Source organism: Pelagibaculum spongiae (assembly GCF_003097315.1).
Lineage (GTDB): Bacteria > Pseudomonadota > Gammaproteobacteria > Enterobacterales > Pelagibaculaceae > Pelagibaculum > Pelagibaculum spongiae.
Genome location: NZ_QDDL01000002.1, coordinates 331,780 through 348,554, shown reverse-complemented (window position 1 = coordinate 348,554; position 16,775 = coordinate 331,780). Strand labels below are relative to the sequence as shown.

The following is a 16,775-nucleotide window of genomic DNA, read 5'->3' as shown; positions in this document are numbered from 1 at the left end:
ACAAAAAGAGCCCTGATTGATTCGAATCGAAAAACAAGAAAAACCACTGCAATCGACAATAAGAAGAAAGGCCTGATATGCAGAAATATAAGAAGGGGTTCACCCTCGTAGAATTGATGATCACTATGGCCCTGTTGGCGATTCTCGCCACAGTGGCCATTCCTTCCTTTCAAAACTCTATCTACAGAAAACATTCCGAAACTGCCGGTTACGAAATGGCGAGTTTGGTTCGGCTTGCCCGATCTGAAGCGCTAGTGCGTGCCAGTGAAGTTCGCATTTGTGATGTGGCAAAGCTCACTACCGATAATGAATGTCCCGATGATGGTAATAGCTGGAACGGTGACGTTGCAGTGGTTGCTAAAAAACAAGGTGCGGCAACATTTGAAACTCTGGCTGTTGTTCAAGGGCTGAGTGTAATTAATGCAACTAGTACAAATCTGGGCGACACCATTATTTTGGACTTACAAGGACGGACTAAAACCCGAGCTTTTAAGTTGTGCGATAAAAAAAATATTGCCTGTAGAGATTTCACAATTACGCCTCGCGGTAGAACTCATGTTGAAAAACATGTGGTAGCTACAACCCCATAAATCTTGATAAGGATAAAAACCATGAATAAAAAAAATAAAGGTTTTTCTCTGCTGGAAGTAATGATTACTTTAGTGATTATTGCGGTGGGTATGCTCGGCGTTGCCGGTATGAGCCTGAAAGCCAGCTTTCTAAATATTGAAAATGCCCAAAAAAACGAAGCCCTGTATTTAGCCAACGATATTGTTAATCGGATGCGGGCGAATTCAGATAATGCTTCCGATTATGTTGGCACGACAGTAGGTGCTAATCCTGACCCTGATGGTAATGCCAGTATTGTTGATGACGATCTCGGTAGCTGGAAAAGCGAAGTCGAAAGTCGGTTAGTTGCTGGGACTGGCTGTATTTATGAAGAAGATGGAAAAGTTTTGGTAGCCGTTGCATGGCAGTCAGACGCGCCGTTAGGTGATGCTATTAGCAATATTAAAAAGCGCTATTCAGCTTCTTCAGCAAAAAGCATGGTCGGAAAAGCAGATGCTTGTGGAAATGGAAAATATAACAATGGAAATAAAATAAATCAGTTTCGCCAAGCGGTAGTAGTCAATACATATATTGGATAAAGGTCGATGAAAATAAAAATAACAAACATCAAAGGCCTTGCTCAATTTAAAGGCTTAACCATCGTCGAGCTGTTAATCAGTTTGGCGATTAGTTCGTTGTTAATGGCGGGCATGGTCACCATGGTGGCATCAAACGCAGCCGTTTTTCGAGATAACGAAACCAGTGCAGAAGCCGGTGAAAACCTTCGATATAGCCTTGATGTGTTATCTCGAAATATTACCATGGCGGGTTTTATGGGTAATACCCAGCCATCCAATGTGTCAGCCACTACCGATTTAACTAATAAAACAGCAGCGCTTTTTGCAGACAGAACCAAAGACAATAGTAAATATGCAGACCCCGCAAATTTTAATAATTTCGTTTGGTACGGAAATTTAAAAAGTACCGGGCTAAGTGATTTTTCTAGTAAAGATATTAATGGATTGGTGGTTAAGCAAGCACTGTCTGGTGGTTTGTCTTTAGATAAAGATGAAATCACAACACCCCATGCCTTATATATTCTTGCCAACCCATTTACCGCTCAAGTTTATTCGAGCGGTGCTGCTGCTAAACCAACTGACAGTGCAGAAAATAGAACTTCAGGTGACACTACATCCCCTTTGGTGATGCCAGTCGGTTCCGATATTCCAGGTGGTAGGCTATATCAGTATCAAACTTTTATTTACACCATTGAAAATGATGCCAACACAAATACTCCATCTTTAATTCAATATTCATTAAAACCAGTGGCTTCTGGATCGGGTACTGCTGCAACATTAACCGGCTTTACTTTCACCGCAGAAACTTTGGTAGAGAATGTGACGGAATTTGAATTCAAGTTTGGTGTCGATACCGATGGCGACTCAGTGCTCGATGAGTATAAAGAATCAGGAAATATGGTGGTTGCAGCTACAGCAGACGCAAGTGCAATTGATTATTGGAATGATGTGCGAAGCATGGTGGTAAAGGTTAAAGCGAATGTTTCTGATGCTACCAATGCTGTCTCAAATTCTTTGGGCACCACAGTAGTGTTAAGGAATTTAGCCATTCAGCAGGGAGCGGGTTAATGAAAAACAATAATAAAAACCAGCAAGGTTACATATTAGCCATAGCGCTAATTTTGTTGTTTATTATGACCGGGCTTGGCGTTACTGCGCTGTCGAATATGTCGTTAAATTCCCGAGTTTCTAATAACGCTGAAACCATGAGCGAGTGTTTTAACTCGGTAGATGGTGCGGTGAGTGTGGCGCAGAAAGATGCCGGAAGTGTTTCAGCTTTGTTTGATGGTTTTTCCGCTGCGTTAGAATCTGGAATAGCAGAGCTTTATATTTCTGACAAAAGTAAATTGTTAGCAAAAGCAACCACAGAAATTACTTCTGAAATGGATAACTTGGAGAACATAGAAGTATACAGCCGCCTAACATCGAAAGGGACTAGCTGCCCTAGAATGGCTGGAGCATCAAGTATTGAATTGTGGAGCTGTGATTATGTAGAAGTGACAGCAATAAATACCAGTAGTCGGTGTAGTGGCGTGGGTGGTGCCAGAGTGGGTCTGGTCCGAAATGTCTTAAAGCAAGGAGGGTGAAAGCCATGAGGATTAATACTTTTTTGACCGCTGTACTTACCCTTCTGGTAAGCTCTGTGGCTTACTCAGACTCTTTAGATATTTATGCGAATGATGAAGCAAATATCCCAAAGAGAATTATGGTCGTTTTTGATAATTCTTCAGAATCTGATAAAGAAACGCAAGTACCATCAACTTACGACCATGCTGTAAAATATAATATTTATGATGAAAATTCGCCTGCTGATTTTGAAAGAGATCAACTTTACTGGACTGCATTCCCATTACCGCCGACACCAACGACAAAGAATGTTCCTAATGGCTGGATTCAAGAATTTAATGCGGATACTAACTACTGTTTGAACTCTGCACCGTCATTAATTAGTGACGGAAAATGGAAAGGAAAAATTAGGCGCTATCGCTTTAAATTTGCGGTTGATGCTAATGACGATGGTGATGCTGCAACACTTTTATTGGGAAATTGGGAGCTATATCTAGGGTTGAATTATAATTATAATGGTGCGACGGCAGCTGTTAATAATCAACTGACTTATGGAAGAATTGATTGCCTTGAAGATCATGTTGATTCAGTCGACAGTGATGATTTGCCTAATGACTCAGGCATAAGCGTTGTAAATAGTAATGCATCAACTACATCAGGTGATGCTCTGTATATGGCTGACGATATTCTAGGCGGACAGCATTTTCCCACAGGATATACTGACGATCCACAATATAAAGAAGATGATAGTATTTTACGACCTAACCGTTATTTATGGACTGGTAATTATTTGAATTTTTATTGGCATAATCGTGATTTAAAAGGTCGAGGTGAAAGTCATCGTTCTGCTACACATGCACAAATTTATGCAGAAGCCATTGATGCAATGGTTAAAGAGTATCCAAGTTATGAGTATGGCTTAGCGACATTTAATGAAAATGGAGGTGATGGAGGCTGGCTTTGTTATCCAACAGCCGATTGGCCTGATGGAGATAATTTTTTCCGTGATTGTAACTGGGGAAGCGGAATAGGTAATTTAATTCAAAGGTTACCAATTGTTTTTAGAGATAGAAAAGACTACAGCACAGTTTTAGGTATAAATCATGGTGGAAGGATTTCTAGTGTAATAAAAAATAGAACTGCCGCAGAAAATAAAGCAGCTATAACAAATAAAGTTTGGAGTATGTTTGAGCCTCATTCTGTCAATCAACGGAAAGAGAAGATTTTATCATTAAAAAATGAGGCTCAGTCAGAAGGCGCGGCTCCTGGAGAAACCATGTATGAGGTAGCTCAATATCTTACAGGTGGTTATATGAGTCCGTGGGCTAATGGCTTTAGAATTAAAGCTGCTAACCCTGCAGGCTATATAGGTTCTATGATTTTCAATGTTGATGAAAATGGGAATTTTAAATCTTACCCGCAATATCCAGCCATGGATAACAGTATTAAGGATCTAGCAAAAGGTCTGCAATATGACAAAATAAAAGATTTTGCTTGGGCAAAATCAGGTCGTGATTTTTATTTTGAGTATGACGGGTTTGCAAATTGGGCAGAAGGTGGTCAAACAAAAAATGATGTTCTGATATTTCCGTGGCCGGGTAACAAAGTAAGTTCAATGCCTTATCATGCACAGCCATATTACAATGATCTTAATATTTACGGATCGTATAAATATCCAGGAAGCACGTCAGATGTAGCTAATCTTCCATTGGGTCAGTGCGGTGAAAATTATTTATTTTTATTTGGTGGAGATGATACTTATCAAGGAGCCACATATAAAGATACTCGTTATCATAATGGAAGGTTCAAGCGGAATGTACTTGGTCGAGTAGATGGTCGAGGTATTCTTAATAACAACACGTATGTTGGAGATTTAATTCCAAGGCTTTTTCGTACAAGTCTTTGGAGTGATGATTCAAATAAAAATTTAAGTTCAATTGAGTTTTGGAATAAAAGCTCTCAGGACGAAATGGCTGAATGGTTTTCAAAGGTTGACTTGTATCCCGGTGATGATGAGCGCCAAAATATGGTAACGCATGTATTTGGTGCAAAAGCTCCATTGTTTGCAAGCCAGTCAATCGAGACTGCAATAAAAGGACAAGGTGCTTATCATTTTGTTCGATCTGGTGAAGAAATGCTGCGACAGTTATCTTTTCTTGAAGAAGACAAATTTATTAGTTCTGGAAAAGGTATAGCTGGATATGCTTCTGGGCAAAATGGTAATTCTCATACAGGAAAAGTAATCGTTTCTGCTTTTGAAGTAAATAATGGAAAGTTTGATGGCAATTTGTACCTTGCAGATAAAGATCACCAGCTAACAACTAACATACTTTCTGGAATGCAAAAAATTATCAGTATTCCTGAATATAATGAGAGCAGCCATTCTTCTACAAATATTTGGGTAAATCGGAAAATAATGGTTCGGCCAAAAGATTTAGGTGATGCTTTAGTTCCTTTGAATATAGCTAATATCGATGATGTTGAAAGGTATGTTGATACTGGTAGAGCAGTTTCTGATGAAGACCAAATCAAAGATTTTTTCCTTGTCGAACCTCAAAATACTTTGGTTGATTTGATCCAAAGAATTAAAGGTAAAGGTGTTGCAAGAGAAAAGCGTGTGTCGTTTATTGATTTGGTTGGTAAGTGTACAGAAAGTGTAAATAATAATTATAGATTAGATGATCCAGCCAGTAGGGCCATTAAAGCAAACCTCATTGAAGAATGTGTGGAAAGCGCCGGAAAATATTACCATCTCTTTATTGGTTCTAAAGATGCTTTAAGTGATTTGGAGCGTGAAGAATATCATCAAGGTTATGTCGAATCTGACTATAACCGATGGCCTATTGGTGGTGTGCAAAATAACAAGCCTGTTATTGTTAATTACAAACAAAATATCAATTCAGTGTCAAAAGTTGCATACCTGGCTTCTAGTCAAGGTCTTGTGCATGCATTTGATGTCACAGCTGAAACTGGTTATCCAAAAAATATAAATCAGATAGAAAAGTGGGCTTTTTTACCGCTTGAACTTGGCGGACAGCTACAAACGCTTTTCGCTGATGAGGAAGGGATAAAAAAATATGGAATTAATGCACAGCCTGTTGCTTATATTTCAGATTTAGCGAGAGATGGTGTTGATGCAAGTCAAGGCGATAAAGCTTGGTTGTTCTTTGGAACCGGTCGAGGTGGTGGGCAGTATGGTATGGGAGGGTATTACGCGCTAGATATTACCAATCCAGATACACCTAAATACCTTTGGTTTAAAAAATATCCAATGATTCAGCAGAGCTGGTCTGAGCCTGTACTTGCTCGAATTCCTGGTTATTTGAAAGATGGGGTGCCAGCACCAGTTATCATTTTTGGCGGTGGTTACGATCAAAGTAAAGATACTGTGTGGGGGCCGGATGCATTTGGTCGCAATATTTATATTGCAGATGCGGAAACTGGCGATTTAGTTTGGGGCTTTGGAGCAGATTTTCCAATGGCTAAATCTGCGACAGACAATACAGAAGTTGGTCAGCAAGTTACAGAAATGAAGCACAGTATACCGGGTCGTATTAGTGCAATGGATAGTAATGGAGACGGTATTGTTGACCGACTCTATGTTGCAGATTCAGGTGCAGAAGTATGGCGAATTGATATGCCGGGTAATGCAATTCCAGCTTCAACGGTGTTAAATAGTTGGCAAGTGAATAAGGTTGCGTACTTTGGAAGTTCTTCATGGGGGAGTAGTGGTAGACGTTCCTTTATGTTTGGTTTAGATGTTGTTCGTTCACAAGATGAATACGGTCCCTATGATGGCCTGATTTTGGCAACAGGTAACCCGGAGCGGACAAAAGAGTATTTAAATAGCTCAGGGAACATTCCAGCAACAGCAGATAGAAATACGTCAAACTTTATCTTTATGGTAAAAGATCGCTCCATTGCAACAGGAATCGTTGATACTTCCAATTGGCCAATTGCTGGTGGTAGCCCTCTATTAAACAGCTCTAATCAAAAATTAGGCTGGGCCCTAAGGCTTACAGATCAAATAGAAGCACCGACAGGATCTGATGCTGTTGCTACGACGACAGGAGAGAGAGCTACTGGCCGTCCGTATGTTGTTAACGGTACGGTGTTTGTGAATACTTTTGTTTCACCACCAATGACTCAGCCTTCGAGTTGTATCGTGGGAGACGATCTTGGTATTGGCCATGCAAATACTTATGCTATTGATTTAAATGACGGCAGGGCAAGTGATTTTATTTTGAATAATGTTTCGTTAAAAACGAAGTTTTCTGAATCAGATAATCGCCGAACCTCTAGCGATAGCATACAGACCTTGTTACCTACCCCGGTTGCTTATGTTGGTCAGGATGGGATATCAATTCTGGGTGCGACTACCAAAGTTCCAGGCTTAGCACTGCCCCCACCAACAACTTCATCATTTTGGCAGCAATTGATAGGTAGTGAGTTATCTGAAGCTTATAAAGAACTAAAAGATTATCTCTTTTAATAATCCTTGATCCAACGGCCGCTTGCGGCCGTTTTTGGTGTAAACCATGAATAAAAAAAATAAAAAAGGCATAACGTTAATTGAGTTAATGATTGTTATTGCGATAGTGGCGATTTTGGCAGCGATTGCATGGCCGTCATATCAAAGCTCGCTGCAACGTGGTTTTCGCACTCAAGCAATGACGCTGTTAGGTGATATTCAAGCAGGGCAAGAACGCTTTCATTCCAATGCTAAAAAATATACCAATGATTTTTTAGATTTGGGAATGAGTACAGTTTCAACAAGTTCAATAACTGCTGCTGACGGACGTTATGAAATTCAGTTAACTGCGGATAATACCAGCTATTCTATAGTCGCAATTCCTAAATTGAGCCAAGTATCAGACCATTGTAAACGCTATTTGTTGAATAGTTTGGGACAGAAACGATTAGCGAGTACAGGTACAACAGCTGATTCTGCTTTACCAACCTCAAGATGTTGGGCAAAATAAAATGAAAAATAAAATTATTGGCGTTACATTAATTGAATTAATGATCGTGGTTGCGATTGTTGGTATTCTGGCTTCAGTGGCTTATCCATCATATCAAGGATATATACAAGCTGGGCGAAGAGAAACTGCACGCGAATTTATCTTCCTTGATATTGTCCAAGCACAATCAAAATTTATGCAAGATAATCGGGCGTACACCAAAGATTTTAAAGAACTGGGTTTCGGTAATGCAGTGAGTACAACCTATCAAGATGACTATTATGAATACACACTCAGCCATCCTGACAATAAAAACAATAAATTTAAAGTGAGGGCGGTTCCGATTAATAATCACAAAGATGAATTGTGTGGTTATTTGGAGTTTGAAGTGCCAGGTTATAAAACTACTTCACAGAAATCGACCGGAAAAAATTGCTGGAAAGTTGAACTGTAAATGATTTGAGTTATAAAATTCAGCTCAACTCTATGGATTGTTTGTCGCAAAGCATCGCCTTAAGCTCGGGCTTACAAACACCGCAGTTATTACCACAACCCAGCTTTCGAGAAAGTGAATTAACACTGTTACAACCGCCATCGATTGCTTGAGAAATTTGATTTTGTGATATTGAATAGCAGCTACAGATTATTCTGGAGCTGCTTTTTTTATCACTATTCAAACTGGCTCGCTGCAGAATATTTTCAAAATCAGATGGCTGGGTTTCTTGTTCGATTAAATTATTTGAGCTGTTTTTTTCAGACAGTTGTAACCACCAATCAAAGCCACCTTTTTCAGCAGCCAATGCGTAAGTGAACTGTTGCTGTTGGCTGTCTTCTTTTGCCAGTAATGCACCCTTGGTTAAGCTATCTAGCAATAAATTACTGGAGGTTGAAATATCATCAGCAGCTGACAGGTGATATAAATACTGGTTATTTTGTTTAATTTCCGTCCATAAAGAAGACTTAGGAAAACTATCTATTTTATTCAAGCTGGCCAACCATCCGGTCCAATTAATGGTGGCGGTTTTAACGGTAATTTGAGTCAGTTTGCAGGAAGGTTGCCCGGAATAGGGGTCAGCTTCTGCGGTGACTAGTTTATTAACTTGCCCCTGATTACTTGAAGTAAATCCCCAATGCATTGGAATAAATACTTCGCCTAACTTTTGTTGTACGTCAGCTTGGCATTTTATGATTAAAGTCTGCTGAAGATTATTTGCTTCGATATGCGATGGGTTACCAAGACTGGCTAAATCATCTGGGTGTAATTTGGCGGTGGGTTGCCAGCTGTGTAAATTAAGTTTGGCAATTTTTCCGGTAATGCTTCGAGTGTGCCATTGGTCTCGCTCACGGCCAGTATTTAAAATAAGCATAAGTTCAGTAGCATGAGGTTTATTTACAACGTCAGATGACGCCTGCGGCTTATCTAACCGACGTGATGTGTTGGAAGGTATTGCAATAAATTGTGCTTTTTTATTGTGGGTTGCAAACTGACCATCGCTAAATAATCTGCTGCTGGTGAATTGGCTGATTGAATCCATTTTTAGTGGCCATTGTGTCGGTGGCAGTTCATTGTATTGGTCGTCAGAGAGTTCAGACAATTCTGCCAAGTTAAATATTCGTTTGCTTTGGCTGCTTGTATTATTGTCATTGTTTTCAAAAGCAGATAATGCAGCATGCTCACGAAAAATATCCGCTGAAGATTCAAAGTTAAAAGCATCAGAAAAACCAAGCCGTTTCGCTACTTGGCATATCGCCCACCAGTCCGGTTTTATTAAATCAGTCAGCGGTAAAAAACTTCTCTGGCGAGAAATAGTGCGTTCTGAATTGGTGACTGTACCGTCTTTTTCGCCCCAGCCTGCTGCGGGTAAAATAATATCGGCATAATGTGAGGTTTCGGTCGGAAACTTATCTGACACCACCAAGTGAGGAATTTTTTCCAAAGCAGATTGAACCGATGCCAGTTCAGGCATGCTGACAGCTGGGTTAGTAGCCATCACCCAAAGGAATTTAATTTTTCCAGCATTAATCGCCTGAAATAAATCGACCGCTTTTAACCCAGGTTTGGTTGTAATGTTTGGTGCAGACCAAAATCGTTTTACTCGGTCAATTGAATCAGTTTCAAAACCCATATGAGCAGCTAACTGGGTAGCTAATCCGCCTACTTCTCGGCCACCCATGGCATTGGGCTGGCCGGTAAGGGAAAAGGGTGAAGCACCGGGTTTTCCAATTCTACCGGTAGCTAAATGGCAATTAATAATTGCATTGGCTTTGTCACTGCCGCAGCGGCTTTGGTTGACGCCCATGCAGTAGGCGGTAACGGTTTTATCGGTATCGGAAAACCAGTGGAAAAAAGTATTTAACTGCTGCTCAGGTACGCCGCAAAGTTCTGACAACGGAGCTTGTTTAGCGCTTGCGGCTTCTAATGCCTTAGAAAAACCTTCGGTATGTTGCTCGATATAATCTTTATCAGTTTTGTCGGTTTGCTCCAAATAGCGCAGCAATCCATTAAACAATGCAATGTCGCTATCCGGATTAATCGCTAAATGTAAATCGGCATAAGCGCAGCTGGCGGTCTTTCTTGGGTCGATCACCACCAGTTTCATGTTGGGGTTTTTCTGCTTCGCTTCGCTGATTCGACGGTAAATAATCGGGTGAGTCCAAGCTGCATTGGAGCCAACCAGTATCACCAAATCAGCCATATCGAAATCTTGATAGCAACCTGGAACGCAGTCTTCACCAAACGCGCGCTGATGTGCCACTACCGCAGAAGCCATGCAAAGTCGTGAGTTGGTATCAATATTACTGCTGCCGATAAAGCCCTTCATTAATTTGTTGGCGACATAATAATCTTCAGTTAATAACTGACCAGAACCGTAAAATGCAACAGACTCTGGGCCGTACTCATTAATGCAATGGCTAATTTTTTCGGCAATCGCATCGAGTGCGTGCTCTAGGCTTGCTGGTTGTTGGTTAACTTGAGCAGTGGGCAAGCGCTGATTATTATTTAATGAAGCGGCCAAATTACTGCCTTTGGCGCATAACTCTCCAAAGTTGGCTGGGTGAGTGATATCGCCGTAGATACGGTTTTTAGATTCTGCAATCAGACCGCAACCGACGCCACAATACGGACAGGTGGTTTTGATTTTGTTGTTGTTATGATTATCCATATCCACGGGCTCACCCACTCATGTTACTTCAGAGTTTTATTTCAATTTTGCTTTTATTTTTTAGATCGGCTGTTTTATTTAAGCCGCTATTTTTTGCTGTTCGTTTTTTAGTAAAACCCGCTGATTTTCAATTTTAACTGGCCAGCTACGCACCATGACATCTTGGTCATCGAGGCATTGGCCCGTTTTTAAACAAAAATATTGCTTGTAAATAGGTGATGCAACGATTGCAGTACCTTTTATATCACCGATAATGCCACGAGAAAGTACCATTGCTCTACTAAAAGGATCGTAGTTGTCTAAAGCAAATACTTGGCCATCAGCCAAGGTAAACAGTGCAATTTGAACGTCGCCCACCAAAGCAGATACGCCGCCGTTTGGCTCTAAATCTTCAGTTGAGCAAATATCGATCCATGATTTATTTGGCATTTCAGTACTCTTTTTAATCGTAGGTTGGCTGTTACGAGATTTCTTTGAGCGGAATAATTTGCTCGCGCTTGCGATCAAACTGAATACTTGGATCCGCTTGCTTACTGTTAACAAAGGGTTGAAACTGCTTGAGTCGTTCTTGGTCATTGAGTGTTGCCTCCCATTCGCACTGGTAGCTGCCAACTACTTTTTGCATTTGTTGTTCTAATTGTTCGGCAATGCCCAAGCTATCTTCAATGACGACTGATTTTAAATAACCCAAGCCGCCATCTAGTTGTTCGCGCCATACCGAAGTGCGCTGTAAGCGTTCTGCCGTCTCGATATAAAACATTAATACGCGGTCAATTAATTTAATTAATTGTTGGTCATCTAGGTCGGTAGCAAATAACTCGGCATGGCGTGGTTTCATGCCGCCGTTACCGCATACATATAAGTTCCAACCATTTTCTGTGGCAATTACACCGATATCTTTGCTCTGTGCTTCAGCGCATTCTCGGGTGCAGCCAGACACGGCGAATTTAATTTTGTGTGGCGAACGCAGACCCTTGTAACGATTTTCTAATTCAATCGCCATGCCCATGCTGTCTTGCACGCCATAGCGGCACCAGTCAGAACCGACACAAGATTTAACCGTGCGTAGCGATTTGCCATAAGCGTGACCCGATTCAAAGCCGGCATTGATTAATTGTTGCCAAATTTCTGGTAACTGCTCTAATCGAGCGCCAAATAAATCGATTCTCTGACCGCCAGTAATTTTGGTATATAAATCGAATTTTTTAGCTACCTGACCAATGACAATTAATTTATCGGGAGTGATTTCCCCGCCGGGAATTCTTGGAACGACTGAGTAACTACCATTTTTTTGAATGTTGGCCAAAAAACGGTCGTTAGTATCTTGCAGTGTTCTGTGTGGCCGATCGAGAATGTATTGATTTTCTAGACTGGCAAAAATTGAAGCGGCGGTTGGCTTGCAAATATCGCAACCGGCACCGGTTCCATGTTGAGCAATTAAATTATCGAAGTCTTGAATGTCGCCGACTTTTGCCAAGTGAAATAACTGTTGGCGGCTGTAAGAAAAGTGCGGGCAAATATCTACTGATACTTCCATGCCACGCTTAGCCAGTTGCTGATCGACGAAAGTTTTCACTGCTGCAGAACAACCACCACAACCGGTTGATGCCCGGGTTTCATCTTTAACTTCATCGAGAGTTAAAAGGCCATCATCCATTGCCTGATTAATGGCATCACGGCTGACATTATGACAAGAGCAAATAATGCTGTTTCCAGGTAGCTCTATGGCTTGTTGTTCTCCATCTTTCGCTGGGGTAATTAATTGAACAGGATCTTTTGGCAGATCGATTTGATTTAAATATTGCGCTAAAAGAGTATCGTAGTTTTCAACATTACCAATTAATAATGCACCGTTTAATTTTTTCTGATCATCGCTAATCACCAACTTTTTATAAACGCCTGCTGGGTCATCAATCAGCTTGTAATTAAGCTGGGCATCGATACCTTTACCATCACCAATTGCGGCAACATCTACACCGAGTAATTTTAATTTGGTACTCATGTCTGCACCGGTAAATGCAGCAGTTTCACCGGCAAGATGGCTGGCCAAGGTACGCGCCATGGTGTAACCCGGTGCGACCAGTCCGAAGATTTTTCCATCGAATAATGCACATTCACCAATTGCATAAATATTCGAATCACTGGTGGTGAGTTGTTGGTCAACTTCAATACCGCCGCGTGGTCCAACCGTTAAATCGCAATCTCTTGCTAGTTGGTCGCGGGGTCGAATACCTGCCGAGAACACAATGAGATCAGTAGACAGTTGTGTCTCGTCAGTGAAATTCATTTGCAGCAATGACTGGCTGCCATTAACAATTTCTTTGGTGTTTTTATTGGTGTGAACCTTAACGCCCAGCTCGGTAATTTTTCGCTCCAATAATTTACCGGCAGTGCTATCGAGCTGCGCTGGCATTAACTGAGGGGCGAACTCAACGACATGGGTTTCCAGGCCAAGGTTTTTGATGGCATTGGCCGCTTCCAACCCAAGCAAACCGCCACCGACCACTACACCGACAGTTGCGGTTTCTGCTGCCTCTTGAATCGATTGCAAGTCTTCGATGGTTCGATAAACCAAACAACCAGGATTTTCTCTACCAGGAACCGGCGGAACAAAGGGAGCGGAGCCGGTAGCCATGACCAACTTATCCCAAGCAATTAAGCCACCGCTTTCACAGACTAATAATCGTTTATCGCGTTGGATGCTGATAACTGGATTACCCAAAATCAGCTGGATATTATTTTTCTGGTAATAATCTGCGGTGGTGAGCGCTAAGTCATCGGCGGTTTTACCATCGAATAGTGCTGATAGATGAACCCGATCATAGGCAGGTCGGACTTCTTCACCAACCACTGTCAGATTGAATTGCTGGTGCAGGTTATGCTGAACCAGTTGCTCCACTAAATGGTGGCCCACCATTCCATTACCAATAATGACCAGATTTTGCTTGTCCATAACGCTACCCGTGCTGCAATGATGATTTCTTTTTTGTTATTCCGCTGGACTGGTAAGAAAAACAGCACCTGCCGATGCCAAGTTGGCAGGTGCTATCAGCCTAACGGGAGAGCGTACCTTGTGGGCACATCATTGTTATTGCAGAGGGCGTGCCAGAAATTTTAAAATCGCTAACTGTCGGTTTTTAATTATAATTGTTGACGTTTATCAGGGCTGGCAGGATGCTTTTGGATTGCAAGATAGCCCAATATAAGTGCAATAGTTTTTTACTTCGCACTATTAAGCGTCGAGCTGTCATGTTTCGTAGGGATACTGAAATTTGATAAATAGCAGTCAGAAATAACAGCCATGCGAAGAGAAAAGAGGTGTTAGTGAGGATTAACACCTAGCAAGCATTAAGCTTGCCAGATGGGTATTAAATAATAGAAGAGTATCTATTGAGTGCTGTGCCGATCCGATTGATTGGTTGCTTTTGCCACTGAAATTTTTATTAACAGTGCCGCTAATAGGAAAAGCAAGAAAGCATCTAACTCCATCAACTCTTCATAGAACACATGATGTAAACCGCCCAAAATATGCTTTTCAAATAAGTCACTAAGAATCAATAATCCAAAAGAAATTAGAAGTAACTTACCGCTAGGACTGAATACCAGTGAACGAAAATTCTGCTTGATGGATGCAAATTGTTTCTTAATCTGCCAGAACACACCGATCCATAAAATCAGTAGCATGCTGTTTCTACCGATGCCATGACCTAACCAAACTAGCGCCTGGGGAATGTTGTAATGCAGCCGCTCGACATCGACTTCACGAAGAAAAATTGACCAACCTAAAACTGCGCAAGCAAAAGCTACCGCTGAAGTGAGTCCTTGATAGCGAATGCAAGTAATCAGGCCAATTATCGCTGCAATCAATGCCACTACTGCTTGTATGTTTTCCATTAAAGCGTTTTCGCTATACAGCCACTCGGCATTATTTTGCACAGCAAAAAAGTACAGCAGGCCGTTAGCTAACAAGCCAAGCGCAAAGATTATAATCAGCAAAATTTTATTCATAACAAAGAAGTGAGCGCTCGTAATTCAATATTGATTTTGACATTTTAACCGCCAAAGCAAATCTCATAAAGTGCCGAAGTTGAAATAATACTTTGCAAGAACTGTAGGGTGAAAATAATCACGAAAATATATTATTGATATTTTAGTCATTAATGGTGTTATAGCTAATTAGTTAAAGTGGTATGTCATATTTTTGATCAAAGTCATTAATCGTGCTGATCTGTCACAGTTTGCAATACGCGCTTACCGACTATTCCATAGAATGAACAAAATATTTGTTTAAGACTCGCTATGGCATTACCTGCAACAGAGCTTTACCAGCTTTACTACAGAAAGCTGCAACACAATAATCGTTTGTTGAAGCTAGCATGCTTGCTGACCGCGATTTCTGTGGTGTTGATCTGTACGATCTGGGATTGGTTGTGGCTACAAAGCCAACCAAAAATTTTATTAGATATTCTGATTTATCGCTGTTTGACTGCCTTGTTACCCCTTGCGGTATTAATTGCCGTGATTTTCACCAGTTGTGCTTCTGGTTGCTTTAATCGACTGAGCCAGTTAACCATTGTTCTTTGCTCTGCTGGCATTGCCGCTAGTAATCTCATCGGGCTGGATTACGGCTATGGCAGCATTATGCAGCCGATAATGCTAGTAACCTTGTTTGGTTATTTCTTTACTAGTTTGACTTGGAAAGAAAAAATACTAATTTGCTGGCCGTTAATTGGACTAACCGCGTGGTTCGATCTAGTTGCTGAGCTCGGCAAAGACCAGTTAGTTTATGACATGGTTTATCTGGTTTTGGTCAATATGATGGGCACGGTTAGTGCGATGGCGAGCCAGCGAATGGGGCTGCATAATCTAGATATTCAGTTAAAGCTAGAGCAATTGGCTGAGACTGATCCACTAACCGGTTTAGATAATCGCTATAGTTTTGAGCGACGTTTTGAAGCTTTGGCGGCAGTCGGTAGTGCGCAAGGTGTCGCTTTGGCGATTGCCGATCTGGACCATTTCAAATCCTATAACGATTGTTATGGGCATATGGAAGGTGACCAGTGCTTGGTTCAAATTGCCAATCTACTTAAAGAACAAATCGGTGAGCATGGTTTGGTTGCTCGAATGGGTGGTGAAGAGTTTATTTTGCTATTGCATGGCATGGACTTTGAACACGCTAAGTTAAAGATGATCAAGCTAATTCAGGCGATAAAAAATAAGCAGATCGACCATTGGGGTTCAGACACTGATTCATTTATTACTATGAGTTTGGGTATGGTTTGGTCGGATGCAGTGCTAGGTAGGGAGCGTCGTTCGCTAATGGAAATGGCCGATCGAGCGTTATACATTGCCAAGAAAAAGCGTAATTGCTGTGTTTGCCTCACTTATGAGCAGGCGCAAGAAATTTTACCAGATCGTTTGATGAATAAGTGGATCGAACCGCATAATAAGCAAGCATCTCCGGTAGAGTAAGCGCAGATGTTTCAGCACATTGTTTCGATCAATCTTTTGACTGAGTAGTTATGGCCAGATATAGCAAAAACCAGCAAGCGCCTTCCCCTGAAACAATCAAGGAAGCCCATAGCATGGCCAAGGCTGTGCAAAAGCCAGGGCAAACTAAAGAGCAAACTCGATTGGTTGCCCAAGGTATTCAAAAGGGCATAGAAGAATATAAAAAGCGTAATAAGGCCAAAGCGCGTGAGCTAGATAAGCGATTACGTCAAGCCAAGCAGCCTGTTGCGACAGCTGAGGTTGCTGAAAATGATAATTCACCCATTGAAACGGCAGCTCAATACCAACCCAATTGGCTACCTTGGCTTTTACTTGCTGCCAGCTGGATTGGTTTCGCAGTCTGGGCATTTCCCGGTTTATTTAGCGGGCAGGCGTAAGCCAGATGCCACTACAAATTAGCCAGAACGGTATGACGATTGCCGATTGTGCGAGAAATTAATGCCACT

At 41.4% G+C, this 16,775-nt stretch carries 13 protein-coding genes; 9 read left to right on the top strand and 4 right to left on the bottom strand.

Annotated features, from left to right (window positions below):
• Window positions 1-77: 77 nt before the first annotated feature.
• Genes DC094_RS22375 through DC094_RS07480 form a run of 7 tightly spaced genes read left to right on the top strand, consistent with a single transcriptional unit; the run spans window position 78 to window position 8,108 of the window.
• Window positions 78-590: a GspH/FimT family pseudopilin gene (locus DC094_RS22375; protein ID WP_206605610.1), complete on the top strand. Its 513-nt coding sequence runs from the start codon at window positions 78-80 to the stop codon at window positions 588-590.
• Window positions 591-611: 21 nt separating this feature from the next.
• The gene (gene pilV, locus DC094_RS07505; protein WP_116686503.1) at window positions 612-1,148 is read left to right on the top strand and encodes a type IV pilus modification protein PilV; all 537 of its coding nucleotides are present in this window, start codon (window positions 612-614) and stop codon (window positions 1,146-1,148) included.
• Window positions 1,149-1,154: 6 nt separating this feature from the next.
• Window positions 1,155-2,195: a PilW family protein gene (locus DC094_RS07500; RefSeq protein ID WP_116686502.1), complete on the top strand. Its 1,041-nt coding sequence runs from the start codon at window positions 1,155-1,157 to the stop codon at window positions 2,193-2,195.
• Window positions 2,195-2,713 (top strand): pilus assembly PilX family protein, encoded by a 519-nt coding sequence (locus tag DC094_RS07495; protein WP_116686501.1) that lies wholly within the window; start codon window positions 2,195-2,197, stop codon window positions 2,711-2,713. Before DC094_RS07500 ends, DC094_RS07495 begins: the two co-directional genes overlap by 1 nt.
• A 5-nt stretch (window positions 2,714-2,718) precedes the next feature.
• Window positions 2,719-7,185, top strand: coding sequence for a pilus assembly protein (locus tag DC094_RS07490; RefSeq protein ID WP_116686500.1), 4,467 nt, complete (start codon window positions 2,719-2,721; stop codon window positions 7,183-7,185).
• A 46-nt stretch (window positions 7,186-7,231) separates the two neighbouring features.
• Window positions 7,232-7,675 carry a type IV pilin protein gene (locus tag DC094_RS07485; RefSeq protein WP_116686499.1) on the top strand — a complete coding sequence of 148 codons (444 nt, stop codon included), beginning with the start codon at window positions 7,232-7,234 and terminating at the stop codon, window positions 7,673-7,675.
• Between the two features lies 1 nt (window position 7,676).
• Window positions 7,677-8,108: a type IV pilin protein gene (locus tag DC094_RS07480; RefSeq protein WP_116686498.1), complete on the top strand. Its 432-nt coding sequence runs from the start codon at window positions 7,677-7,679 to the stop codon at window positions 8,106-8,108.
• Between the two features lie 19 nt (window positions 8,109-8,127).
• Here DC094_RS07480 and DC094_RS07475 read toward each other — a convergent pair whose 3' ends face one another.
• The 4 genes from DC094_RS07475 to DC094_RS07460 all read right to left on the bottom strand — a co-directional run bounded on the left by DC094_RS07475 (window position 8,128) and on the right by DC094_RS07460 (window position 14,814).
• Window positions 8,128-10,818 carry a nitrate reductase gene (locus tag DC094_RS07475; RefSeq protein ID WP_116686759.1) on the bottom strand — a complete coding sequence of 897 codons (2,691 nt, stop codon included), beginning with the start codon at window positions 10,816-10,818 and terminating at the stop codon, window positions 8,128-8,130.
• Window positions 10,819-10,896: 78 nt separating this feature from the next.
• Window positions 10,897-11,247, bottom strand: coding sequence for a nitrite reductase small subunit NirD (nirD, locus tag DC094_RS07470; protein WP_116686497.1), 351 nt, complete (start codon window positions 11,245-11,247; stop codon window positions 10,897-10,899).
• A 31-nt stretch (window positions 11,248-11,278) separates the two neighbouring features.
• Window positions 11,279-13,771: a nitrite reductase large subunit NirB gene (gene nirB, locus DC094_RS07465; RefSeq protein ID WP_116686496.1), complete on the bottom strand. Its 2,493-nt coding sequence runs from the start codon at window positions 13,769-13,771 to the stop codon at window positions 11,279-11,281.
• A gap of 434 nt (window positions 13,772-14,205) precedes the next feature.
• Window positions 14,206-14,814, bottom strand: coding sequence for a hypothetical protein (locus DC094_RS07460; RefSeq protein ID WP_133245495.1), 609 nt, complete (start codon window positions 14,812-14,814; stop codon window positions 14,206-14,208).
• Between the two features lie 303 nt (window positions 14,815-15,117).
• Here DC094_RS07460 and DC094_RS07455 point away from each other — a divergent pair, with 303 nt between their 5' ends.
• Both DC094_RS07455 and DC094_RS07450 read left to right on the top strand, forming a co-directional pair.
• The gene (locus tag DC094_RS07455; protein WP_116686494.1) at window positions 15,118-16,290 is read left to right on the top strand and encodes a GGDEF domain-containing protein; all 1,173 of its coding nucleotides are present in this window, start codon (window positions 15,118-15,120) and stop codon (window positions 16,288-16,290) included.
• A 50-nt stretch (window positions 16,291-16,340) separates the two neighbouring features.
• Window positions 16,341-16,706 (top strand): DUF2956 domain-containing protein, encoded by a 366-nt coding sequence (locus DC094_RS07450; RefSeq protein ID WP_116686493.1) that lies wholly within the window; start codon window positions 16,341-16,343, stop codon window positions 16,704-16,706.
• Window positions 16,707-16,775: the final 69 nt, after the last annotated feature.